The 23,670-nt window shown below is 41.9% G+C and carries 19 protein-coding genes; 7 read left to right on the forward strand and 12 right to left on the reverse strand.

The features are described from left to right. Nucleotides 1–273: 273 nt before the first annotated feature. The 5 genes from FLL46_RS09420 to FLL46_RS09440 form a co-directional block, all read right to left on the reverse strand. A complete protein-coding gene (locus FLL46_RS09420) occupies nucleotides 274–1,188 on the reverse strand; it encodes an aldo/keto reductase (protein ID WP_142893262.1) in 915 nt (304 codons plus the stop codon). A gap of 181 nt (nucleotides 1,189–1,369) precedes the next feature. Continuing rightward, a complete protein-coding gene (locus FLL46_RS09425) occupies nucleotides 1,370–1,906 on the reverse strand; it encodes an O-acetyl-ADP-ribose deacetylase (RefSeq protein WP_142893263.1) in 537 nt (178 codons plus the stop codon). 163 nt (nucleotides 1,907–2,069) lie between these two features. Beyond that, on the reverse strand, nucleotides 2,070–2,972 hold the full coding sequence (locus FLL46_RS09430) for an ADP-ribosylglycohydrolase family protein (protein ID WP_210418657.1): 903 nt from the start codon (nucleotides 2,970–2,972) through the stop codon (nucleotides 2,070–2,072). Between the two features lie 34 nt (nucleotides 2,973–3,006). Further along, complete coding sequence (locus tag FLL46_RS09435) at nucleotides 3,007–4,011, reverse strand: diacylglycerol kinase catalytic domain-containing protein (protein ID WP_246119294.1); 1,005 nt, start codon at nucleotides 4,009–4,011, stop codon at nucleotides 3,007–3,009. Beyond that, nucleotides 4,008–5,030 carry an SPFH domain-containing protein gene (locus FLL46_RS09440; RefSeq protein ID WP_142893265.1) on the reverse strand — a complete coding sequence of 341 codons (1,023 nt, stop codon included), beginning with the start codon at nucleotides 5,028–5,030 and terminating at the stop codon, nucleotides 4,008–4,010. Before FLL46_RS09440 ends, FLL46_RS09435 begins: the two co-directional genes overlap by 4 nt. Nucleotides 5,031–5,195: 165 nt before the next feature. On the opposite strand from FLL46_RS09440, the gene FLL46_RS09445 reads away from it, so the two are divergent. The 5 genes from FLL46_RS09445 (at nucleotide 5,196) to FLL46_RS09465 (ending at nucleotide 10,953) form a co-directional block, all read left to right on the forward strand. After that, entirely contained in the window at nucleotides 5,196–5,876 is a 681-nt protein-coding gene (locus tag FLL46_RS09445) for an NUDIX hydrolase (RefSeq protein ID WP_142893266.1), read from the forward strand. Nucleotides 5,877–5,984: 108 nt separating this feature from the next. Next, nucleotides 5,985–7,766, forward strand: coding sequence for a vWA domain-containing protein (locus FLL46_RS09450; protein WP_142893267.1), 1,782 nt, complete (start codon nucleotides 5,985–5,987; stop codon nucleotides 7,764–7,766). After that, entirely contained in the window at nucleotides 7,759–9,552 is a 1,794-nt protein-coding gene (locus FLL46_RS09455) for a sensor histidine kinase (RefSeq protein WP_142893268.1), read from the forward strand. The genes FLL46_RS09450 and FLL46_RS09455 overlap by 8 nt, the downstream gene beginning before the upstream one ends. Further along, nucleotides 9,528–10,253: a response regulator transcription factor gene (locus FLL46_RS09460; protein ID WP_142893269.1), complete on the forward strand. Its 726-nt coding sequence runs from the start codon at nucleotides 9,528–9,530 to the stop codon at nucleotides 10,251–10,253. Before FLL46_RS09455 ends, FLL46_RS09460 begins: the two co-directional genes overlap by 25 nt. A 94-nt stretch (nucleotides 10,254–10,347) precedes the next feature. Beyond that, nucleotides 10,348–10,953 carry a hypothetical protein gene (locus FLL46_RS09465; RefSeq protein WP_142893270.1) on the forward strand — a complete coding sequence of 202 codons (606 nt, stop codon included), beginning with the start codon at nucleotides 10,348–10,350 and terminating at the stop codon, nucleotides 10,951–10,953. Nucleotides 10,954–11,060: 107 nt separating this feature from the next. Here FLL46_RS09465 and FLL46_RS09470 read toward each other — a convergent pair whose 3' ends face one another. Both FLL46_RS09470 and FLL46_RS09475 read right to left on the reverse strand, forming a co-directional pair. Continuing rightward, entirely contained in the window at nucleotides 11,061–12,770 is a 1,710-nt protein-coding gene (locus tag FLL46_RS09470; RefSeq protein WP_142893271.1) for a M28 family metallopeptidase, read from the reverse strand. A gap of 130 nt (nucleotides 12,771–12,900) precedes the next feature. Then, complete coding sequence (locus FLL46_RS09475) at nucleotides 12,901–13,899, reverse strand: chromate resistance protein ChrB domain-containing protein (protein ID WP_168204109.1); 999 nt, start codon at nucleotides 13,897–13,899, stop codon at nucleotides 12,901–12,903. A 641-nt stretch (nucleotides 13,900–14,540) separates the two neighbouring features. Here FLL46_RS09475 and FLL46_RS09480 point away from each other — a divergent pair. Next, complete coding sequence (locus tag FLL46_RS09480) at nucleotides 14,541–15,290, forward strand: MipA/OmpV family protein (RefSeq protein ID WP_142893273.1); 750 nt, start codon at nucleotides 14,541–14,543, stop codon at nucleotides 15,288–15,290. A 3-nt stretch (nucleotides 15,291–15,293) separates the two neighbouring features. On the opposite strand, the gene FLL46_RS09485 is transcribed toward FLL46_RS09480, so the two are convergent. From FLL46_RS09485 to FLL46_RS09500, 4 genes are all read right to left on the reverse strand, one after another. Continuing rightward, nucleotides 15,294–16,046: a metallophosphoesterase gene (locus tag FLL46_RS09485; protein ID WP_246119295.1), complete on the reverse strand. Its 753-nt coding sequence runs from the start codon at nucleotides 16,044–16,046 to the stop codon at nucleotides 15,294–15,296. Between the two features lie 176 nt (nucleotides 16,047–16,222). Next, a complete protein-coding gene (prpF, locus tag FLL46_RS09490) occupies nucleotides 16,223–17,401 on the reverse strand; it encodes a 2-methylaconitate cis-trans isomerase PrpF (protein ID WP_142893274.1) in 1,179 nt (392 codons plus the stop codon). Nucleotides 17,402–17,502: 101 nt separating this feature from the next. Beyond that, nucleotides 17,503–20,094, reverse strand: coding sequence for a Fe/S-dependent 2-methylisocitrate dehydratase AcnD (acnD, locus tag FLL46_RS09495; protein ID WP_142893275.1), 2,592 nt, complete (start codon nucleotides 20,092–20,094; stop codon nucleotides 17,503–17,505). A gap of 60 nt (nucleotides 20,095–20,154) precedes the next feature. Beyond that, nucleotides 20,155–20,823 carry a GntR family transcriptional regulator gene (locus FLL46_RS09500; RefSeq protein WP_142893276.1) on the reverse strand — a complete coding sequence of 223 codons (669 nt, stop codon included), beginning with the start codon at nucleotides 20,821–20,823 and terminating at the stop codon, nucleotides 20,155–20,157. A gap of 250 nt (nucleotides 20,824–21,073) precedes the next feature. Between FLL46_RS09500 and FLL46_RS09505 the strand changes: the two genes are divergently transcribed. Next, nucleotides 21,074–22,435: a hypothetical protein gene (locus FLL46_RS09505; protein ID WP_142893277.1), complete on the forward strand. Its 1,362-nt coding sequence runs from the start codon at nucleotides 21,074–21,076 to the stop codon at nucleotides 22,433–22,435. Nucleotides 22,436–22,455: 20 nt separating this feature from the next. Here the strand turns inward: FLL46_RS09505 and FLL46_RS09510 are convergent, their stop codons facing one another. Then, the gene (locus FLL46_RS09510) at nucleotides 22,456–23,577 is read right to left on the reverse strand and encodes a c-type cytochrome (RefSeq protein WP_210418658.1); all 1,122 of its coding nucleotides are present in this window, start codon (nucleotides 23,575–23,577) and stop codon (nucleotides 22,456–22,458) included. Nucleotides 23,578–23,670: the final 93 nt, after the last annotated feature.

Here is a 23,670-nt window from a genome sequence, read left to right on the forward strand (position 1 = left end):
TGCCCTTTAATTCGACGCCCTTTAATTCGATGTCCTTTAATTCGCTTATGTTTCTTATTTTAAGCTCTTTTGCTTTTTGGCGTGTTTTTATCTCACAAATTTAATTATTCTTTCAAATCCATAGTAACTAAAATTTCCTCGTACTGCAATTAACAGAAATACATCCTATTTTAACCAACAAACTCTGCTATTGAGTTGCCTGTCGGAAGATGTTATTTGGTAATGTTCGACAGGCTAAAACTATTTGCTAGGTTAATTTATTCTCTACCAGTGTTATGGTACCGGATGTCCTTTTGATGCCACCCAGATGCGATACCATTGCTCACGACTCATACAAAGTTTAAGCGCTTCAACAGCAGTATTGATCCTGTTAATATTGCCACTGCCCAATATCGCCACTGGCGCCGACGGCACCCGCATTACCCAGGCATAAATCACCTGATCAATCGATTGTGCATTCAATTCCTCTTTCAACGCCATTAAAGTATTGCGCAATCGATTAGCTTGTTCCGATTGCTCGTTAAAAATTTGACCTCCAGCTAAACATGACCATGCCATAGGGTGCGTATTCACTTGTTGCAATTGGTCAAGAACTCCATCTTCAACCACTTCAAAGTTAAGTGGGTTTAATTCCACCTGATTAGTCACCAGCGGGCAGTCAAGGCGTGATTGTAGTAACGAGAATTGCTGTGCGGTAAAATTAGAAACGCCTAAATATTTAACCTTGCCGCTTTTTTTAATTTGATAAAAAGCTTCCGCAATTTCATCAGCATCCATCAAATAATCAAAGCGATGAATTAACAACACATCCAGATAATCGGTATTAAGACGAGAGAGTGACGTTTCAACGGATTTAACGATACTCTCCTTGCTGCAATCATAGTATGAAACTTTTCCATTGGTATCACTCGATCTATTTAGTTGAATACCAAATTTAGAAACAATTTCAATCTGACTTCGCAAAGCTGGTTCCAATTTCAAGGCTTCACCAAATAATTGCTCACAGGGTGTTTCACCATAAACATGGGCGTGGTCTACAGTCGTAATTCCCAGTTCCAAATGTTGTTGAATGAACGATAATCGCTGTTGTGGACTCATGTTCCATTCTTCCATTCGCCAATAGCCCTGAGCTAACTTCGAAAAATGCGGCCCCTCAGGACACATTGGAATTTTGGGAACTAAACTCATCTAAACGACCTATCAGTAAAATATAAATTGCTGGTGATTGTAACCTGATAAGCACCAACAAACTAAAATGGAAATAGAGTTCGATATCTAGCTTTCATCTTAAGAACTTTAATTTTAAACGACATCTAGTTTTAAACGACATCTAGTTTTAAACGACCTCTGCTTTCGACCCATTTATCTATCAGGTTGACTTATTTTCTGCACTTATTCCATAGGTTGAGAAAGCTCGACTTAATACCTGTTGTAAATGTTCACCAAACGCGACGAAAATAACATCCAAATCAGTACTATTTTGACTAAGAAAACGACTTACCTCACCAACCGCAATATCACAAGCCTTATCAACAGGAAATCGATAAGCACCACAACTGATTGCAGGAAAAGCGATTGAAGATATTTGATTAGCGACGGCAATCTTAAGACACTCTCGGTAACAGGAAGCCAGCAATTGAGGCTCATTTCTGTGACCACCGTACCAGACCGGTCCCACCGTATGTATAATATGTCGCGCAGGTAAATTATAACCTGCAGTAATTTTCGCAAACCCGGTATTACATCCATTGAGCGTTCGACATTCCGCCAACAACTCTTTGCCTGCCGCGCGATGAATTGCGCCATCAACACCGCCACCACCACACAAACTGGCGTTAGCCGCGTTCACAATGGCATCGACTTTAAGTGTTGTAATATCCGCCTGCATTAATGATATGTTTTCCATCGTGGTGCTCTTCACAACTTTAAAGTTCAAAAAATATAACAAGGAATACACTCTCGCTGACAACAGCAAGAAACCGGCAATAGGCCACCTTCGAGTTAGCTATCCCTTCGCTATAGCCAATAAATCTTAGCGTTATCGTTACACTCCACCTACAACGACATTTTTAGTTTGAGCTAGCCAATGAAATCGCCAGCTTCTTTAATCGATCACACTGCTCAAGTTTATTTAACTTCTGTTCCGGTAAAGCATCAACGCCTCGACCAGCCCCCCAGATAGCACCAACCATAGCTGCGATTGTGTCCACATCTCCGCCCACCTTAATTGTATACTGGAGCAACTCATCAAACGATTTCTCTCGATGAGTTAACACAATATAGATCGCCGAAACACAAGAGTCGAGTGCCGCAACACCATTACCCAATTCCAAAGCCACAGTCTCGGGGGATTTAACACTATCGTGTAGCAGCCAGGCTTCAATTTTTTCTAATTTCTTTCGAAACGGAGATGTCTCAGCTGTCAGTAAAAGATGTCGAATAATTTCACTCGTATCAAGATCTTTATAAACTAGCGCCGTGGTCAGAGCCACCAATATCGCTCCTTCAATACCAAGCGGATGCGCATGAGTAATTTCGGCACAAAGCCGTGCAGCACCAACCACTTTTTCATGAGTTTCTTCAGCGTAATACAGGCCAACAACGGGAGAGCGCATCGCACCACCGTTACCAAATGAACCATCAGGAAATACCGATCGATTTGCCTGCTGCCAAGTTTGACCGGCACCAATTCGTTTAAGCAGCTTTGTCGCACCGGCTCCATACCCTCGATACCATCGGTAAGATGAGGCAAACCTTCGAGCCAAATCACCTTGATCGATAGATCTCCGTTCTATCAGCGACTCCAAAACGTCTATGCTCATTTGCGTGTCATCGGTCCAACGATGTTTTCCAAAGCTATTTCCAATAAGACTCCAAAATGCTCGCTCCAAAGTTCCGCCTTCATGAGGCGCACCAAAAGCGTCTCCAAGTGCTAATCCAAGAACCGCTCCTGTGATACGGTTTGTTTTCAAATTCATTTCTCCTTTTTATTTTTAACATTTCACGCTATACAACCAGCCGACCTTTCCAATCAGCCATTCCCACCGTCGCGGTCAACCCAGAATGAAAATCAATGGTGTCATCAAGAATGCCGTCGCTAAAAATGACCCCATTTTCAGGCATGTGAGAACTAATTCTCAACGGCTGATTTTGTGTGACTTTGCCAAAGACTAAATCAGTGCCGGTAATCTGACTGGGGAATGGCTCTCTAACACAAAAGTAAAGATGATTTGAATTCCATGGAAACCCCTTTTGTAGTCCTTTCCTATCGTGATTGACAGCCCCGGCTATCTGCCTTGCTCCTGCGAGCAAACTCTGGAACCAGCCTGTTGAGCCGAGACCAGTGCTGATAACAATCCCTGAGCTAGATTGTAGTTCAGTCGAGTTTTTCCAATTTAATTCGTAACGCGCTGAACTATGTTGCTTCGGGCCGATAAAAATATCATTCACGCCGACAATCGATTGGCCGTTTGATAGCTCAGCTTTCGCTAAAGTCACCGCTTTTTGCTGACGTTTTCCTTTTATTGTCTCCGGGGCAAGCTTACCGATCTCATCAGCATTAAACGGTAACAGCACGCCATCGTATCGTTCAGGTTCAGGATTAACCCCAACTAATGGTATATCTTTAACGTATTTCAAAGTATTGGCCACCAAGCCATCCTGACCGACAACCACAACGGTCTCATCACCTGCGAAAATGAAATTGCTGAGGAAACTTCTGTCGACCAATTGTACTTTCGCAATTTTCTGATAAGTCTGCCTCACATTTCCAAGCGCAGATTTGTATTGCTTATCGTCAGCGACATAGTCGTTAAAATCGGCACCTAAATGCTCCACGTAAAAACGAGCTTGCTCTACCGTGTTGTATCGGCGCTTAAGTTCATCAAGTCGTGTTTCACGATGAACGATGATGACCTTTGGCTCCAAACTGTTGCGTTTGATTTCTTTTGTTCTCATATTAGGCACAATGTTGGAGCCCTTAGACTCAATACTGCCAAGTTGAGTACTCATGATACTTGCTCTCGATTTAGCAATTCGCTAATCACATCTTGAGAAATATTCAGAGAACCAATCTTTTCAGCATTGGCGGCAAAATCAACAAAAGAACGTGCAATTAACTGGGAAGGTTCCATTCTCATTGCAGACAGCGCTTGAACAACCTCAGGACTCAACTGATTAATGGGTTCTAGTTGCTTCGCTAATTTATAGGAAGCAGACTCAGCTTCAACTTTTTCGTTCTCAGCATTCAACTTAACCAATTCATCCCGCTGTTTTTCCAATTCAATATTTGCATTCATTTGTGCAGTTGCCATTTCCTGACGCTTCTTTTGCTCGGCTTTTTTACCTTCCAGTTTCACTTCTTGAATTTCACGCTTTTTCTCTTCTACCGCCTGCTCAGTTTCCAGTTCGTTTTCACGAATTTTTCTTTCCGCTTCTACCGCGGCGTTGCGGCGAATGTAAATTGCATCATCGGCCTCTTGCAGTAACCGTTCTCTTTCACGAGTTTGCAGCGCCTCCGCTGTCTCTGGTGTCGGCTTTATCGCAGTAATACTAAGATCCAAAACTTCGATACCTAAATTACTCAGGTAATCAGATTCCGCCAGGCGTACATGAATGGTCGCCAAGGTGTCAGCATCTAATTCCAGAACTTCTGTCAACGAAAGCGATTGGGTATAAGAACGCATAATGACCTGTAAACGATTAATGGTTCGCGTTGCCAGCTTTTCTGGATCATCTGACGCATAGGCTTTCGCCGCCTCATTCAATGAGAAGTTCAAAGCTTTGGAAATCGCAACGGGATCGGTAATTCGGTAAGTCAGATTGCCTTGTACCGTCACTTCCTGAAAGTCCGAGGTGACTTCCCGGAAAATAAAGGGTTGGTCCTGATTACTTAGCGGAACACTGACGATATTACTCGTAGGCACGTAATATAAAAAGCTCAAACCAGGGCCTTGCTTTTTGACCCTGCTGCCTTTGAAATGAAATACGTAATCAGTTGGTTGTGACTTAAAGTATCGAAACATTGTCATTGGATTTCTCCTTTTTAATTTTCTCTATCGCTTCGCTTTACTCGAACGAATACTGCGACATCTGCTTGAACAACAATAAGTGGCCTTATGCCACTTGTTAATTTGAATAGATAGTGGCACAATGCCACTTATAAGTCAAATATTGATTAGGAAAAATTTAATCCTATGATAAAATCTTTTGAAAAACCGATACTTACCGTCGACGTCGCTTATCTATCAATCCACAATGCTCAACTCGAAATCTTAACCATCAGGCGGCAAAACGAGCCTTTTAAAGGGCAGCTCGCGCTTCCTGGAGGTTACGTCCATTGTGACCAAGACACAGATCTTCGAGACACCGCAAGACGGGTTATTGCTGAAAAAACTCAACTTGAGCCTGACTATATCGAACAGGTTGAAACCGTTGCCTCGAACACCCGTGACCCAAGAGGCTGGACTGCCACGGTACTATTTATGGCCCTGGTCAGCCAATCCAAACGCGACAATGAAGAAAGTTTAGGAAGCGGATGCCAATGGCATAAACTCGATTCTATTCAATCAAATGAGCTTTGCTTTGACCATGCGGTGTTACTCGAAAAAGTCAAAGAACGTCTCATCGCCAAGTCGCGCTATACATCAATTCCACTTTTTCTTTTACCGAATAAATTTAGTTTGAGCGAAGCTCAACAGTTTTTTGAAATTACCACCTTGTCTGGGTTAGAAAAAAAATCGTTCAGACGTCGGCTACTCGATGCGGAAATAGTTGAGGATACAGGCGAACTCTCAAAAACAGGCCGGAGAAAAGCGTCACTTTATCAAATCAAGCCAGGAGTCGGCGTCCACTTTTTTCCAAGAATGATTGGATAAGCTGGCTGAAATTAATTCAATCATTTTAAATCATGATAAAACCATGACAATCGACAAACTTAAACAATTTACAATCCTTACATGTACTAAGCTAAGGAAAATTAGAAGATGAACAAATTAACCAATCTAATAAAATCAATTGTTACCGCCGCAGTGGTGTTGGCGTTAGCTAACTGTGCATCCCAACAGTCAAGTGTCGTTGAAACGGTTCCCGCTCCAGAAATAGCAGCCGAAGAACAAACCATTATAATCACCGGTTCACGAATCAAAAGAAGTGATTCAGAAGCAGCACAGATTGTAGAAAACTTTATCGAACGATTAGACCGCCATGGTAAAGGAGTAGTCCTATCAGACAATCAAGACATACTCAGTATCTATCGAGAAAAAACGCAATTAACTTACAAGGAAAGACAAGATTTTTATCGGGTTATTGATGTCGATCCAAGAGCTTCACACCAGATATTTAAGCGCTATCGCGTTAACCCAACAATCAATACAATCAATAAACCGACCTCAACATTTTCAATGGACGTTGATAATGGGTCATTCAAACTGGCAAAAACCATGTTGAGTATTGGCCAGCTACCGAATGCCGATGGGATCAGAATTGAAGAATTCGTTAACGCTATGGATTATCAATACCAACCGAGCGAAGATTTATTCGCAGTGAGCGCCGAAGCAATGCCCTCACCTTTTCGAAATGGCTATCATATTTTACATCTGGGGTTACAGACAAAAGCGCTAAGCGACAGTGAACGAAATCCGAGCAACCTGGTGATAGTTGCAGACATTTCCGGTTCGATGAATTCAGATAACAAGCTAACGTTACTTAAAGATTCAATGACAACTTTAGTCTCGCAACTCAATCGAGATGATAAAATCGCATTAGTTACTTATAACGATGATGCACAATTGGTTCTAAGCCCGACACGAGCGTCCAATAAGCGGAAAATTTTCAGGGCTATCAACAAACTTAAAGCTGGTGGTAGTACCAATGCCGAGAAAGGGTTGTTAAAAGGTTATCAATTAGCCAACGAGATGTTTGCCCCCGGGTTTAATAACCGAGTCATTCTCACATCCGACGGAATGGCTAACGTCGGCTCCACGTCCCCGGAAGCGATTCTCAATAAAATTAGTGAGTATAAGAACAAAGGAATTTTTCTGACGACACTCGGTGTAGGTGTCGGTATATATAATGATCATTTGCTGGAACAACTTGCTAATAAAGGCAATGGAAATTATCTTTATGTCGCCAATCAAAGTGATATTCAAGACGCTTTTGTAGACCAGTTGAATAGCCAACTTCAAACAGTCGCTAAGGATGCCAAGATACAGGTCAAATTTGACCCTGCCCAGGTTTCCAGTTACCGACTACTCGGCTACGAAAACCGCCACCTGAACGAACAAGATTTTACCGATCCGAATAAGGATGGTGGTGAGATTGGTGCTGGTCATAAAGTAACAGCTTTATACGAAATAAAAATCAATGACGAGTCGAGTGCCAACACACCAGTTAATCAGACGCTGGGGCAACTTTCGATCGCTTACAAAAAACCACAAGGCCAAAAAGTCCATTACATAACTAAGCCACTCCCAGGCTCCATCATTTCATCTTCAGTTGGTAGTGCGTCTGCTGACAGTCGATTATCATTCGGCGTTGCGGCCTTTGCGGAGAAACTGCGCCAATCTTATTGGGCGAGACTTTATTCATACTATGATGTCGAACGATTAATAGCGAATTTACCGCCTTCTTACCGCAGAAGTAACCAGGTCAAAAAACTGAAAGAACTCATCCAGGTAGCAAGCAGACTCGACCATCGCGACGATCCATTTGAAGCTCGCTACCCAAAGTCGACCATCGATTTCGATAGGGTACCTTTACTTGACTAAATTAATTAAAAGCCCTGTTAACCTGCTGATATTCCTTGTGATTATTATCGGCGGGATCAGCCTTGGGTTTATGCTGCTTCTTGAATATCACCAAAACCAACGAGTGCTGGCTGAAAACAAAAAACTGACTCAAAACACGGTGATTAAAACATTAACGAACAACATTAGTTCGAGGTTAAATGGCAGAATACTCTCTGTTGAAAAAATAGAATCACAGTGGCAGTCTTTATCGCCTGACATAACAATCGGTTATCAGAACAGATGGATCTTTCCGTTCAAGTATACCGGATCGGATTCGAATTCTTTGTCTTCGCTGTGGCAAGCCTATGATCTGGATAACAACTCAACAGAAACCTCGCCAGCTAGTATTACGAGAGTAAATTCACTGAGAGAGTTGAAAGTAGCGCTATCAAAAAATAGTTCAAAAGAACTTAAGGATAAGGTTGATAACTACTTTTCGTTAGTTGAAAACTTTCAACTCTCACCGCTGGAAGAAGTCATTAGTGGACTAACATTTTTGCAAATAGATAAGAACAAGAGTTGGAGTTATCAATTAACCAAACTCTACCTGTTCAAGGGTAGTGAACAATTAACCCCCATCGTCAAACTCGCTTTTCAAGAAAACAGTGTTTTTTCAAGGGGAGACATGGATTTGATTTTCAAACGAATCAAAAACATTGCAGAATTAACCAACCTTGACACTAGTTGGATAAACCAGTCAATGACCCATTTTTGGCAACAGCCGCCCAAAATCAGCCCAGATTCACTGCAAGACTTTGCCATAATTGATAACCGTTTCATTTCACTGAAAGCGGCGCAAGATATCACTCTGCTATTGCCATTTTCGATAGAAGATGAATTGAACAGCGTGGTTGTTTCATTGATTGAGTTAGGAATTCTAAACCATGGTGACAGTGTCGATGCAATCTCCCCTGCCCCTCAAAATAAAGTGTTCGCACTGAAAGATATTTCATTGAAAATCAACCGCAAACTGTGGCAGGAACAAAGTAAAACTCAGTTCCAATTCTTTGTCGTCAAGTTATCGTTACTGTTATTGTTGGTTATCTCATTATTAATTTCTGTTAGCTATCTGTTATACCGAAATAAAAAAAGAAATGAATTTATCCAACTACGCGAGAACTTCGTAAACCTGGTGAGCCATGAATTAAAAACACCTTTAGCATCTATTCGTTTGATGACTGAAACACTAGAAAAACGTGCGCAAAAAAATATGCCGTTAAAGGACTACCCGAGCAGAATAGTGTCAGATGTCGATCGTTTGTGGTTGATGGTAGAAAACCTGTTGTCGTTAAACCATATTAACTCTGGGGAAGCCAAACTTAATCTCGAACCAATCAAGGTACGCGATTTTGTTCAACGACTTTCTCAACAGTTCCAAGAACAAACCACCTTACCATTAAACGTATCCAATAAGATCCCAAAAGAATTTGAAATAGTCGCCGATCCAGTTCTTATCGAATTGATATTTGTCAATTTATTTTCAAACGCCATTAAATATTGCAACAAAGAACAAGCCCAACTTGAAGTCAGTCTATCGCCTGACTCTAATGGCATTACAGTTGTCGATAATGGTACTGGTATCAATAAAAAAAATTGGAAAAGAGTATTTGATAATTTCTTTAGAGAGCCCGGTCAAAGTGCAATCAAAGGTTCTGGCATAGGCCTCGCCGTTTGCCGTAAAATAGCTGAACTTCACAAAGGGGAGATTACGATATTGCACTCGAATAGTCTTGGAACTAAATGGCTAATAACAATACCGGCATAATCAAGTCTGGAGAACAGGTGAAAAATAGAATTTTAATTGTCGAAGATGATTATAATCTTAGAACGACATTACACGATAACCTGGAAATGGAAGATTACCAGGTTTCTTCATATGCGCTACTCGAAGAGGCCAGGCAATTCCTATCAAGCCATCAAGTAGATTTGATTATTTTAGATCTCATGCTACCTGATGGCGACGGTTTCGAGCTGTGCCGATGGGTGAGGCAGAAGTCCGACGTATTGATCCTAATGTTGACCGCGCGCAACCTGGAAAAAGATGTCGTTGAAGGTTTCATTTCTGGCGCCGATGATTATGTGAGCAAACCTTATCGGGCCTCGGAGTTGCTTTTACGTATCAAAGCTCTGCTAAAAAGAAAAAGTCGAACATTAACAATTAACCAGGCTGATATTAATGGCTTCATTGTCAATTGGAGCCTACGAGAAGTTAGAAAAGATGATCAACCAATCCACCTGACTAAAACGGCCTTCGATATCCTCGCCTTTCTGTATCAAAACCTTAATCAAACCAGCAGCCGCGACCAGATACTAAATGCCGTTTGGGGTAGTAATGTGTATATAGACAATCGTACTGTTGACAATTTCGTATCTAATTTGAAAAAGCAATTAAAGCTCACTAGTGAAAAAGAGTATCAGATAAAAACGATTCGAGGCGTTGGTTATAGTTTGATGAATTCAGTTTAACGAAGTTCTGGATTATTATCTTTGGTTTCGACTAAAATGAATTCCAACAAGCCAGCTCATTGAGAGCTAAGCAGCTAGATTAAAGTAAAAAGAAATGAAAATAAAATTGGAAGTATTGGTATCAATAACCGCGATGATTACAGCGGTAGCAGCAGTCGTTGTTGCAATTATACAAACACAGTTAATGCGGGAAGAAGCAGAACTTGAGCGAGAGCACTCTCGCCTTTCGGTTCAACCGGTATTATCAATTTATTCTCGTAGTAGTATCAATGACACCACTGGAGAATTCGCTTTTGGCATCAGAAACGAGGGACTTGGACCGGCAGTGGTTGAAGGTTTTTCAGTAGCTTATAAAGGCACAAGAGCAAACAATTGGTCAGAGCTGGTTGCTATTGCGACTGACGGGGCGGTGCATCTAAGAGGCGAAAAACGTAATGTTCCAGGTATTACCGAGTCAACCATTAATAAGGGCATGCTTGTGCCTGCTGACAGTACTATTTTAGCAATAAAGCTGGATAGCGATGCAAAAGTCGCAACCCGGTTAAGAAAGATAGATCAAGATACGACTGTGTCTATATGTTATTGCTCTCTGTATAAAGAGTGTTGGGTTACCACTAGTCAAAATACGCGTGCTAAATCAGTGACAAGCTGCAAGGCTTATGAAAGTGTCAATTTTAATCAGCTTGATAGCATTCAATAAAGTCCGATGAAGTATCTAACATCATTGTATTCAATTAGCGAGTAATGCTAAAAAAGCAATGGTCTAAAAATCAGGCAAAACAAGAATATGATTCTAATAATAACTGGTTAATTAACTGTAAACTGACTAGCGGAGATTGCTTTACTTTCATCATTTTTCCTGGCGAATTTATCACCAAAAAAATCCCCCTTATTCCAGCGTGGACGCTCTTCTTCCTCAGAGATAATTAACCCTAACAGTAACGCCGCCTGAACATAGCGTTTTGCGCCTTCATGACTGAAAGGAAGCGTTAAGTCATCACTGGGGCTATGGTAGTGTTGATTAAGAAAGGTCGCTAGCTCCTTTGTCCCTGAGATCTCAGGATTGGAAGACTTCGCACCAGCTTTGAATGCTAGCGCAGGGATCCCTTCTTTAACAAAAGAAAATTGATCAGAGCGAATGAAACGAACTTTTTCTGGCATTGGGTCGGGCGTTAGTTCCATCTTCATTCGGGTCAAGGCTTTAGCAACCGAGCCATGAAGTGAAGAATGCTCTGCCCCGAATGGCTCAATGTCATTTACGGGAAAACCCAGGTAAGGCATATCGATATTTATATTTGCAACTAACTGCTGTAAAGAAACCGGAAAATTTTTCGCTAAATAACTCGATCCCTGAAGCCCTTTCTCTTCGGCGGTAACCATCGCAAATATAACGGAACGCTTTGGTGGGACTTTCATTGATGACATAGCGGAGGCGACTTCTAGTACCGTTGCAACACCGGCAGCATTGTCGTAAGCACCATTAAAAATCTTAATTTTCTCTTCGTCAACTTGAACACCGAGATGATCTAAATGAGCGGTGTAAATAATGTACTCGTCTTTTAGTTTGGGATCACTACCTTCCAACAATCCAATGACATTAGCAGACTTTACTTTTTTTTGTGCCGAGCGTTTTTCTATTTTAGCCGACACGCCTAAGTCAAAACTGCCTGTTTTTCCGGACGCATGCTTACCGAAAATTTTTTCCAAATTATGATCGGCAAACTGAAAGAATTTTTTGGCGCCAGAAGGACTAAGCACCGCATTACCTTTTAACTCAGCAAACCCTTGAAATGCTGACCCATTTTTATCGAGCCAACGCATTCCAGACTTCTTAAATTGCGGCAGAATTTTCTCCCAGGGCCTTCTTTTATTATCAACCGGCGTACGAACATGCAACATACCCACCGCCCCCAGGTGACTCGCAATTTCTTTTTTTAATGTACTTGAAGAATAGTAAGCGCGCTGATCAGTATCGAAGTGCGGGGGAGCACCCGATAATACAACCAATATTTTGCCCTTAACGTCAACACCAGAAAAGTCATCGTGTTGATACTCAGGCGCTTTTATTCCGTGCCCTACAAATACCAAAGGCGCAACAACAACTTCTTCAGTTTGACCAAAACTTCCCGAGACCGCGTAATCGCTCCCGTATGTAAAACTAACTTCGTTATTGCCGCGCAAAAATGTTAAGGAAGCGCTATCTGGAATTAATCGAGTTTCAAAAAAATTAACGTCTTGAAAGTAATTTCTTTTGTTTGCAAACTTCTTTAATCCCATTGCTTCAAACTCTTTAGCAATATAGGACGCCGCTAATCTGTACTCGGATGTGCCCGCTTCTCTGCCTTTCATTTCATTATCGGCTAGAACTTCCATATGGGTACGAACAGATTCGCTTTTAATCGAAAGAACAGCTTCTGAATGTGCCACCGCTCGATTAATTTTGTCTTCATTAAAACTCTTAGACAGTGAAAAATGGAGTACTGATAAAAACAACAGCATCAGGATTAAACTTTTCATTCATTTTCTCCTATTACCTAAACCAATCATCTTCATCCCAGCAGCCACATTGCTACCTCGACTGCAATTGATTTTGCCACTGGACTAGTGTTGTTTTTATTTTCTTTTTTACTAAAGGATTACGACCTCGTCACTCAGCTTGTTTTTGTGAAAACTGATACAAATCATCAAACATAGCTTCACCTCTTTTTATCCGCAGTTCGTCGTCGTCAATGCCAGCGGCAATACCCGACAACAAATAGGCGATTCCGGTGGTTTCTTCATGACCGTATTTATCTTCTTTTAAGTCAATGTCGTGGACGATTTCTCCGATACGCTGAAGCGCAGAATCGTGAAGTTTAAGACGCTCAATCAATACCTCGAAAGTACATTTATCCCCTTCGTGGGTAAACTCAGCTTCGTACATATCAAAACGGATTTCTTGAGCTTTGGGCGAGTATTTTTTGTCGCTGGTAAATTTGAAAGTCGCATCAGCATCGATCCAACGTCTTATTAACCAGGCGCTAGCAATTCGATCGACATGAACATTAGTTCTCGTCACCCAAATCTTTGATTGGTAATCTTCAATATTGAATGCTTGCATAATTTCGGTTCCTGCCTCTGGTTTCTCGGACACTTTATTGACGTAATTCGTAAGTTCCCGATAAAGTTTTTTCACCGGTTCTCGTTTGTCCGCGCCAAAAAAATCTATCTTTTCAATTTCAATCAAGCGCTTGCGAAAGCGCGCCAGTCGGTTTTTGGCGTCTTTTAACTGTGCTCCGTCATCCAATAACTCGCTTGGTAAACTCTTCTTGAATTCGGCCATTTCCTCTGAGATTTTGCTGTAATCCTGGTTACGAGCTTCGTCAAAAATTGCGATAATCTGCTGATCATTTAATCCATCCACAAATCTGGACTCGAGTATTGCACCCTCGGCATTACTTGAGGTGAGCTCTCTCAAAATCCACTCGAAATCCTCCCGGCATTCTTCATTAAGCGGTAAAACATACATTGAATTTTTAATCGCAACCGCACCAATACTCTGTAAACGTCGCCAAATCTTAACGCGTAAAGACCCTGGTTCTTGGGGAAAATGGTGTATCAAAACCAACCAAGACCTGAGCATTTCTTCGTTTTCTTTCGATCCCATAAAGTTACATCTGTAACAGCAATAACTATAATAATGTAACAACTGTAACATACACGCTGCTAATTTGCGAGCAAAATTTAACCAATGAGATAAAAGGCTTGTAATTCAATCGGGATAAAAAAAGAAAACCATTTTTAGCGGATTAGTACAATTTTCGAGATTAACAGTAGAATAGATGCAACTGCTGTAACGTTATTCGAACTTCAAAAAAATTACTATTTGGCAATACAAAGATTCGTCAAGATTCATGAATAATTCTGCTCCAATAAAATTTTCTGCACAATAATGCTCTCTTTGTTTTTCTTAATAGGCGCAAAAAAACTCTGGGTGCAATACATACAACACAAAAATATCTCTGGATTGATCTAATTTTTTTGATTAACGATTAATAGAATAATTTGTTCTTTCAACATCTCAAAATTCTTGTAAAAAATAGCACTTAATCACATAACTTTGACTAGCAAAACAATATTTTTAACACGAATTTTTACGCGGGCTAAAACACCATTATTTTTCACGAATCAAAAAATTAACTTTCAAAACTTGAGTTATGCATTAGTAAGATAATTTAGTGACTTACGTTAACCGAGATGTAACTTTGACAAGGGTATGATCTCAATCATTTAAAATTGGGTAACAATATGAAAATTCTATTTATCTCGTTATTTGCTCTTTACAGTTTTAGTGCTTTTGCTTTCAGTGGCGAGAACAATAAAGAGGAAAGTTTTATTCTAGGGCCTGGTGTTTTCTCGATTGAGTCTCCCTACATCGGTGGAAAAACACAAACGATGGCGTTTCCTTACATTGAATATTCTTGGGGGCCATTATTTATTGAGGGCGGAACCTTAGGGTCCCATATCTTCGGAGGTGACAACTGGGGAATCGCCGCGGCAATTGATGGAGATTTTCTTGGAGACACTGATCGAGGCGACAGCAATCAACTAGCAGATATGCAAGAGCTCGATGACGTCATTAACGGTTCAATAAAAATGTTCTACCATCAAAACTGGGGAGCAATAGAGTTGTCGCTATCGAAAGATATTAGCGATAATCATGATGGTTCGTCAGCAAGCTTATCTTATAGTTATGTCGTAGAACTTGGTAACTGGGAAGTCATTCCAAGTGTCGGCGCAAACTGGTTTAGTGAAGATGTCTCAAACTACTATTATGGTGTGAGTCTGGTCGACGCGAGAGCCAATCGCCCTTTTTACTCGCCTGATTCCGGCGTAAATTATAACGCGGGTATCTCAACGATCTATTCTTTCGATAAGAACAATAGCTTAATGCTTAATCTAACAACTGAGTCTTACTCTGATCAAATTAAAGATAGTTCTATTGTCGATAAGTCTGGTTCTACGACATTTGGATCGATTTATATTCATCGTTTTTGATACTCAATTTACGTCGATTATAATTTGTGGATTATATTGTGGATTAATCGCGTCAGGATATCCTCTCGGGTTGCACAATATTCGACAGTTTTCAATCTGATAATCGCTCGACTTATGCACATGGCCATGTAGCCATAGCGCAGGTTGATACTGTCGAATTAATGGCTCAAGGTTCGATGCATAAGCCGCAGTTGTAATATCATCATGATACTCTTCCGCTATTGATTGGATAGATGGAGCATGATGTGTAACCACAACATTTGTTTCACCACATTTGCGAGCAAGCTCATCTTCTAGCCATTTTCTTGACTGGTTGTGAATAATTGCAATATCAATAGAGCGAATCTTGGCAAAATTGGGGAGCCGACGAATCTTTTTAAAATCAGACATTACTTGCTGACATTCATAACCGGTTAACTTTGCATTCCCAAACAATTCATAATCAGTCCACAAAGTACACCCGAAAAAATTAACACCATCAATGGTGATAATATCATTCTCTAGCACGTGAACATTCGTACCCTTCGATAATTCTTTTAGTTCTTTAGTAAGTTTTGGGTAAGCTTTTTTGTAATACTCATGATTTCCTAGGACATAAATAACAGGTTTATTTTTTATTTCCTCAAGCGCCCATTTAATACCGCGTTCTTTTGTATGAATATCACCAGCTAACACAACCACGTCGGCGTTCGATAGTGGATAAGGATAATATTTAAACTCCAAGTGTAAATCGCTAAGTAACTGAATTTTCATCATTTAACTTTTTTCACAAATACATCGCTGAAAGTCTAATCTAGATGAAAATTAAAATAACGAATAATTCGTTATATAACCAACTAACCTTGAAAATTCATTGAGGAGGAATCAAACATCCTCCACAATTCATATTTAATTTAGTCTTTACCCAATCTGACTTTATTCAAACGGTAATCCTAAAAACAATCACCAGGCACTCTCACCGAGCCTTCCATCAACACTCGAGCACTACGACTCATAATCGCTTTATTAACAGACCACTCCCCATCATTCAGGCTCGCTTCAGCGCCAACGCGCAGCGTCCCTGATGGGTGACCAAAACGAACAGCATTACGCTCACCGCCGCCGGCCGCCAGATTAACCAAAGTGCCGGGAATAGCAGCTGCAGTCGCAATTGCAACGGCCGCAGTCCCCATCATTGCATGATGTAACAATCCCATCGACAATGCACGAACAAGTAAATCGATATCATCAGCCGCAATTTGCTTTCCACTCGAAGAAACATACCCTGTAGACTTAGCAACAAACGCAACTTTTGGCGTGTGCTGCCGTTGTGCGGCCTCGTCAATATTTTGAATTAATCCCATGCGCAAAGCACCATGTGCACGAATTGTCTCAAACATACTCAGGGCTTTTGCATCACCATTAATTGCGCCTTGTAATTCTGTACCAACATAACCAATTTCATCCGCGTTTAGAAAAATCGTTGGGATCCCGGCATTAATCATCGTCGCTTTCAGTGTACCAACTCCGGGGACTTCTAAGTCATCGACCAGGTTACCGGTAGGAAACATCGAGCCTTCGCCATCGGCCGGATTCATAAATTCAACCTGTACTTCAGCAGCAGGAAAGGTAACGCCATCGAGCTCAAAGTCGCCGGTTTCCTGAACCTGACCGTTGGTAATCGGCACACGCGCAATAATAGTTTTGCGAATGTTAGCTTGCCAAATGCGCACCGTCGCGATGCCACTTTCGGGAATACGATCGGCATCAACCAGACCACTACTAATAGCAAAGGAGCCAACTGCCGCGGTTAAATTACCGCAGTTACCACTCCAATCAACAAAGGGTTTATCAATCGATACCTGACCAAATAAATAATCGACGTCATGATCCGGCTGACTACTTTTGGAAACAATCACCGTTTTACTCGTGCTGGAAGTTGCCCCTCCCATTCCGTCAGTTTGTTTGCCATAAGGATCAGGACTACCAATGACTCTCAACAACAAAGCATCACGAGCATTCCCCGCCACTTGGGCAACTTCGGGCAAATCTTCTAAGTTGAAAAATACGCCTTTACTGGTACCACCTCGCATATAAGTCGCCGGAATCTTGATTTGAGCAACGTGAGTCATAGAATTTCTTCCTTCAGTAGAATTTAACCCAGAATATTTGAAGAGCATCGAAGAAAATTCCGATGCTCGTTTTATATCGTTATTTTACCAAGCTGCAATAACTAGCTGGCTGCAGACTCAAGGAAATCTTGAGCAAATCGCTGTAGTACCCCGCCCGCTTCATAGATGGAAACTTCTTCAGCGGTATCAAGTCGACAAGTCACTGGAACCTCGACACTATCGCCATTAGCGCGGTTAATGATTAATGTCAGTGTGGCGCCCGGTGTACGCTCACCAATTACATCAAAAGTTTCAGTTCCATCAATGTGGTAAGTTTGACGAGTTTCCCCCGCTTTAAACTCAAGCGGTAACACGCCCATACCGATCAAGTTAGTGCGATGAATGCGCTCAAAACCTTCTGCAACAATAACCTCAACTCCCGCTAAGCGTACGCCTTTTGCTGCCCAGTCTCGTGATGATCCCTGACCATAATCAGCACCGGCGACAATAATCAACGGCTGATTGCGATTCATGTAAGTTTCAATCGCCTCCCACATGCGAGTCACTTTACCTTCCGGCTCAATTCTAGCTAATGAACCTTGCTTAACCTGACCATTCTCCTGCACCATTTCGTTGAGCAATTTAGGGTTTGCAAAAGTCGCTCGCTGCGCAGTTAAGTGATCACCTCGATGAGTTGCGTAGGAATTAAAGTCTTCTTCGGGCAATCCCATTTTAGCCAGGTATTCTCCCGCAGCACTTGATGCCTGAATTGCATTTGATGGTGACAAATGATCGGTCGTGATGTTGTCCCCTAAAACCGCTAATGGACGCATGCCTTTCATGGTTCTTTCTCCGGCTAATGCACCTTCCCAATAGGGCGGACGACGAATATATGTCGTTTGTGGTCGCCAGTCATAAAGCGGATTGTTTTGTTCGCCGTAATCCACAGAAATATCAAACATCGGGTTATAAACCTGGCGGAACTGTTCTGGTTTAACACTTTCGGCAATAACCGCATCAATTTCTTCATCTGAAGGCCAGATATCTTTGAGCGTAACCGGGTTGCTGTTACTGTCCGTCCCCAAAACATCTTTTTCAATATCAAAACGAATTGTCCCGGCAATCGCATAAGCAACCACCAAAGGTGGTGACGCAAGAAACGCTTGATCGGCATGAGGGTGAATACGTCCATCAAAATTACGATTACCGGAAAGTACTGCAGTGGTGTAAAGTTCGCGCTCAACAATTTCTTGCTTAATTTTCGGGTCGAGCGCACCACTCATTCCATTACAAGATGTGCAAGCAAACGCAACAACACCAAAACCCAGTTTTTCAAGTTCAGGTAATAAATTAGCTTCTTCGAGATAAAGTTTGACTGCCTTAGAGCCCGGAGCAAGTGAAGACTTCACCCATGGCTTTCGCGTTAGACCAAGTTGATTAGCATTACGTGCTATCAGTCCTGCAGCAATCATATTGCGCGGATTACTGGTGTTAGTGCAACTGGTAATCGCCGCGATAATACAAGCACCATCAGGCATTTGGCCGGGAACATCTTCAACTTTACCGGAAATGCCACGTGCGGCTAAATCAGTAGTTGCAACTCGATTATGAGGGTTTGAAGGGCCGGCAATATTACGAACAACTGTTGAAAGGTCAAACTTAAGTACTCGCTCGTATTCTGCGTTTTCTAAACTATCAGCCCAAAGGCCGGCTTCTTTCGCGTAGTTTTCTACCAGCCGCACTTGCTCGTCTTCACGACCGGTCAGTTTTAAATAATCAATTGTTTGCTGGTCAATGTAAAACATTGCCGCCGTTGCGCCAAACTCTGGTGTCATGTTAGATATCGTAGCTCGATCGCCAAGACTTAAATGAGGTACACCGTCACCAAAAAATTCTAGATAACTCGACACAACTTTTTCGTTTCGCAAAAATTCAGTGAGCGCTAAAACGATGTCTGTGCTTGTGATTCCTGCCTGAGGTTTGCCGGTAAGCTCAACGCCAATGATATCCGGTAATCGCATATAAGACGCGCGACCCAACATGACGCTTTCAGCCTCAAGTCCACCAACGCCAACCGCGATAACCCCCAACGCATCGACCATCGGTGTGTGGCTGTCAGTGCCAACCAGTGTATCAGGGAATGCGACACCGTCTCGCGCTTGAACAACCGGCGACATACGCTCTAGGTTAATCTGATGCATAATGCCATTTCCGGGCGGAATCACATCGATATTTTTAAACGCCGTTTTGGTCCAGTTGATAAAGTGAAAGCGATCTTCGTTGCGGCGATCTTCTATCGCACGGTTTTTTTCAAAGGCATCTTTTTCAAATCCAGCATGCTCAACAGCCAACGAGTGATCGACAATCAATTGTGTTGGCACTACCGGGTTAATTTGCGACGGGTCACCGCCTTTATCAGCGATTGCGTCGCGCAAACCCGCTAAATCGACCAACGCCGTTTGCCCCAAAATATCATGGCAAACGACTCGCGCCGGAAACCAGGGAAAATCCAATTCACGTTTACGCTCGATAATCTGTTTAAGGCAATCATCAAGTGTTGCCGGGTCACAACGACGCACCAGATTTTCGGCCAGTACGCGAGAGGTATAGGGCAATTTATCGTAAGCATCAGGTGAAATCGCATTAACAGCAGCGCGAGTATCAAAGTAATCTAGCTGAGTTCCAGGTAGAGGTTTTCGGTTTAGTGTGTTCATGTGCCCATCCAAAACTAAGTTTTTAAAATCTTTATTTAAGGTTTATGTTGAATTCTGTGGTCAAAGAGAGTCGGTGACTAATTTGGTTTCTAAGCTATTTTTTGTATATTGGATATGACGACGCATCAGTATTTCCGCTAATTCGGGGTCTCGATTAGAAATCGCCTGAACGATATGCTTATGCTCGTCGAAAGCTCTGGTTACTCTTGGCCCGGCCATACCCAACTGAACTCGGTACATTCGTATTAAATGATAAATACCATCCACTAATATCGAAATCAGATGGCTATTTTTACTACCCAGAATAATTCGGTAATGAAAATCAACATCGCCGGCTTCCTGATAATAAGTTTCCCCAGTTTTTACCGTTTGAAAATGGGTGTTAAGTAAGTCATTCAAGTCAGCAATTTCTTCGTCACTCATATTCATTGCTGCGAGTCTCGCCGCCATCCCTTCAAGGGACTCTCGCACCTGGTATAGCTCCATTAAACCTTCACCTGTCAACGCAACCACTCTCGCGCCAACATTGGCTTTTCGTTCAACCAGATGACATGACTCCAATCGATTAATAGCCTCTCGAATCACTGCGCGGCTCACCGCGTATTTTGTCGACAATTCCGTCTCACTTAATTTCGATCCAGCCGAAATAACGCCTTTAACAATATCTTTTCTCAATTGAATAAAGGTTTTATCAGCAGATGTGACAGGCTGTTCAGTGAGCAAAGTCATGGGAATCGAAGTTAGTGAGCCAAGGCTTAATTGTCGACAATATAGTCATTTTTCGAGTTTCCGTCAATGATAAAGCCTCAGATTGTCGACAAAAGTAGTACTTGTTTTGATTGGCCAGCATACTAATCTCATTTCTCAACCCCATTTATTAGGCCCCACGTTTAATTGATTAGAAATATCGCATGCTCAATGAACATTAGAAAAAATAGGCCAAATGTACATCAACAATCTAATCAATAACTCCAAACCCATGATTAATAAATTTTTAAAAAAGACAAAGAATATTCCTATTTTCCTGCGCTCACTTTTTCTAGCCGTTATCGCCATTTACTTTTTTCTGCTCCCCTTTGGCGTGGCTATTTTCAACCTACAAGACCCAGGTTTAAAAAACGGCCAGCTTCCCAAATTTACCTACCACTGGCATAAAAAACTCGCAAAAGATATTCCCCCATGGGCGAACGAGCGAGTTAGATCATCAAAGGCTTCGAAATTAAATACACGCGATATATCAGGAACTGAATGGCCCATGTTCAGCGCGGTTTATTTTCTGTGGGCAACCGAAGCGCTACAGGACGATTGGGTAAAAAATCCTAATGCAACATCCACTGCACCTAGTATCTACGCAAAAGCCGCCATTAATGCGGCAATCAAATTAATTACCGATCCCGATAATGCGACATGGGTTAAAACTCACTGGGGTGATGATTATCTTTATCAAGAAAATATTTTTTACAGAATGCTTTTGATCGCAGGGCTAACCAGTTACCAAAAGCTAACGGGAAATGAACAATTCGAGTCGCTATTAATCAATCAAGTTGACTCGCTATCGAGAGAGCTGGAAGCTTCCCCGTTCGGCTTATTGGATGATTACCCAGGCGAATGCTACCCTGTCGATATTCTTCCTGCACTCGCAGTCATTCAGCGAGCAGGTAAATTGCTAAACCGAGACCACGCTAGTTTTTTAGCTCAGTCGGTCAGAGCATTTTCAGAAAGTCGTGTTGACCCATCAACAAACTTACCCGCGTATGTCGCTAATTCCAAAACCGGGGAAGGAATAGGATCTGCCCGTGGTGTTGGGATTTCCTATATGCTTATCTGGGCACCAGAACTGTGGCCAAATACAGCGAGTGATTGGTACGCCAATTATGAAAAATATTTCTGGCAACAAAACAATTTGCTTTCTGGCTTCAGAGAATACCCGAAAGGAATTTCTTATGGTGACTGGTTTTTCGAAATTGATGCAGGACCAGTGATCAAAGGTTATGGCGTCGCCGCGAGCGCTTTCGGCATTGGCGCTGCCAGGGTAAACAATCGTTTCGAGCATGCTTACCCACTTGCAGCTGAGGCCATTGTGGCATCATGGCCTTTATTATCCGGCAGCTTACTCATACCTAGAGCACTTTCCAATTTATCAGATGCCCCCTATCTTGGCGAATCAGCTTTGCTTTTCAATATGACCAGAAAGCCGATATTGAAAAGCGCAACCACCAAAAAAACTAGCTTACCCGCTTTCGTTTATCTGTTTCTTCTGTTCTACGCTCTTTCAGGATTATTGATACTCTGCTACGCCATAGTTCCGGTCTGGCGCTACTATAAAAAAGCGCATATCTGACTTTGTTGACGGGCGAAAAACTAATCTAGAACATCACCATGCATGACTGGATATCCCATATTCATCCAACCAAAAATTCCTTCATATAAAGTCGCTGTTTTTTTGTAACCTAATCCTCTCAATTGCTTAATCACACTATCTGCGGCAGCCCGAGGACACGAACAATAAGCGACAATTTGTACATCTTTAGGTATGTCCTTCACGGTCGCTTCTAAATCGGCATAGTAAGGTAATGGGACTGCCCCTTCAATGTGTGCGGTTTGCCAAACCGATGTGACCCGAGTATCAAGCAATACCATTTTATTTTTTGCGACTAGCGCTTTATTTAAATCGTGAGAAGAAACATATAAACCATCAGATAATTCAAAGTTGGGGCTTTTTCCATCAGGATTAATAACGTATTGTTCAGGCGTTGGTAACGCTTTGAGAATATTTTTTTTCATTTCCCAGTTTTTACCGCGACTACGCAAAAATGCGGTGACATTATCAATATCCGCGGATGATAACTTATCTTCGAAAGCCGGCATTGGTGTGTCTTGGCGGCCATGCCTGATAGCATATCGGATAAATTCATCGGTATTGTGTGCCAGCGCTGATTGGTTACCTAAAGCAGGTCCGGTAACACCTTCTCCACTTTTACCGTGGCAATCCGCGCACTCTTTCTGGTATATTTTTTCGCCTTGTTTGATATCGCCATAAACCGGTTTAGTTGAAAGTCTAACTCGCTCTGCGCCTGATTTTTCAAATAACCAATAAGTTAAATTCCAGACCTCATCCAATGTCATAGGTCCACCGACTTCATCGAGGTACCCACCCATAGGTGTCCCTTCTCTACCGAATGAAAGCGGCCTTAATATCGCGTGAGGTACGCCAGACTCAAATAAACTCTGACTGCGTAAAGAGGGTGCGTGATCGTTAACATGGCCTTGTCGATCTTCACCGTGGCATAACACACAATACTTTTTATAATTTGCCTCGGCTACTTTTGCCTGTGCGGTAGTCAACTTTCTTGGCGGGCTTCTTTTTTCATATTCTTGCGCTACTACAAATGGCGAAGTTAAAACCAGCGAAACCATAATTGACAAAGCCGCCACGGCAGAAAAAATAACGAATAAGCCCGCTCGTTTTAAAATACTCTCCATTTAACAACCACCCCATTTTGGTCTTAATAATAGTCTTAATAAAAAGCCAGCTTACTGCTGACAAAATACAGAATCAATAGCGATAAACATTTC

It is taken from the genome of Aliikangiella coralliicola (genome assembly GCF_007004725.1).
GTDB lineage: Bacteria > Pseudomonadota > Gammaproteobacteria > Enterobacterales > Kangiellaceae > Aliikangiella > Aliikangiella coralliicola.

Excerpts from the sequence above, each read along its gene's own strand:
- acnD (WP_142893275.1), bottom strand. The coding sequence starts at position 20,094 with ATGAACACACTAAACCGAAAACCTCTACCTGGAACTCAGCTAGATTAC.
- FLL46_RS09475 (WP_168204109.1), bottom strand. The coding sequence starts at position 13,899 with ATGGGATCGAAAGAAAACGAAGAAATGCTCAGGTCTTGGTTGGTTTTG.
- FLL46_RS09445 (WP_142893266.1), top strand. The coding sequence starts at position 5,196 with ATGATAAAATCTTTTGAAAAACCGATACTTACCGTCGACGTCGCTTAT.
- FLL46_RS09510 (WP_210418658.1), bottom strand. The coding sequence starts at position 23,577 with ATGGAGAGTATTTTAAAACGAGCGGGCTTATTCGTTATTTTTTCTGCC.
- FLL46_RS09435 (WP_246119294.1), bottom strand. The coding sequence starts at position 4,011 with ATGAGTACTCAACTTGGCAGTATTGAGTCTAAGGGCTCCAACATTGTG.
- FLL46_RS09480 (WP_142893273.1), top strand. The coding sequence starts at position 14,541 with ATGAAAATTCTATTTATCTCGTTATTTGCTCTTTACAGTTTTAGTGCT.
- FLL46_RS09465 (WP_142893270.1), top strand. The coding sequence starts at position 10,348 with ATGAAAATAAAATTGGAAGTATTGGTATCAATAACCGCGATGATTACA.
- FLL46_RS09460 (WP_142893269.1), top strand. The coding sequence starts at position 9,528 with ATGGCTAATAACAATACCGGCATAATCAAGTCTGGAGAACAGGTGAAA.
- FLL46_RS09450 (WP_142893267.1), top strand. The coding sequence starts at position 5,985 with ATGAACAAATTAACCAATCTAATAAAATCAATTGTTACCGCCGCAGTG.
- FLL46_RS09500 (WP_142893276.1), bottom strand. The coding sequence starts at position 20,823 with ATGACTTTGCTCACTGAACAGCCTGTCACATCTGCTGATAAAACCTTT.
- FLL46_RS09420 (WP_142893262.1), bottom strand. The coding sequence starts at position 1,188 with ATGAGTTTAGTTCCCAAAATTCCAATGTGTCCTGAGGGGCCGCATTTT.
- FLL46_RS09485 (WP_246119295.1), bottom strand. The coding sequence starts at position 16,046 with ATGATGAAAATTCAGTTACTTAGCGATTTACACTTGGAGTTTAAATAT.
- FLL46_RS09440 (WP_142893265.1), bottom strand. The coding sequence starts at position 5,030 with ATGACAATGTTTCGATACTTTAAGTCACAACCAACTGATTACGTATTT.
- FLL46_RS09505 (WP_142893277.1), top strand. The coding sequence starts at position 21,074 with ATGATTAATAAATTTTTAAAAAAGACAAAGAATATTCCTATTTTCCTG.
- FLL46_RS09425 (WP_142893263.1), bottom strand. The coding sequence starts at position 1,906 with ATGGAAAACATATCATTAATGCAGGCGGATATTACAACACTTAAAGTC.
- prpF (WP_142893274.1), bottom strand. The coding sequence starts at position 17,401 with ATGACTCACGTTGCTCAAATCAAGATTCCGGCGACTTATATGCGAGGT.
- FLL46_RS09470 (WP_142893271.1), bottom strand. The coding sequence starts at position 12,770 with ATGAAAAGTTTAATCCTGATGCTGTTGTTTTTATCAGTACTCCATTTT.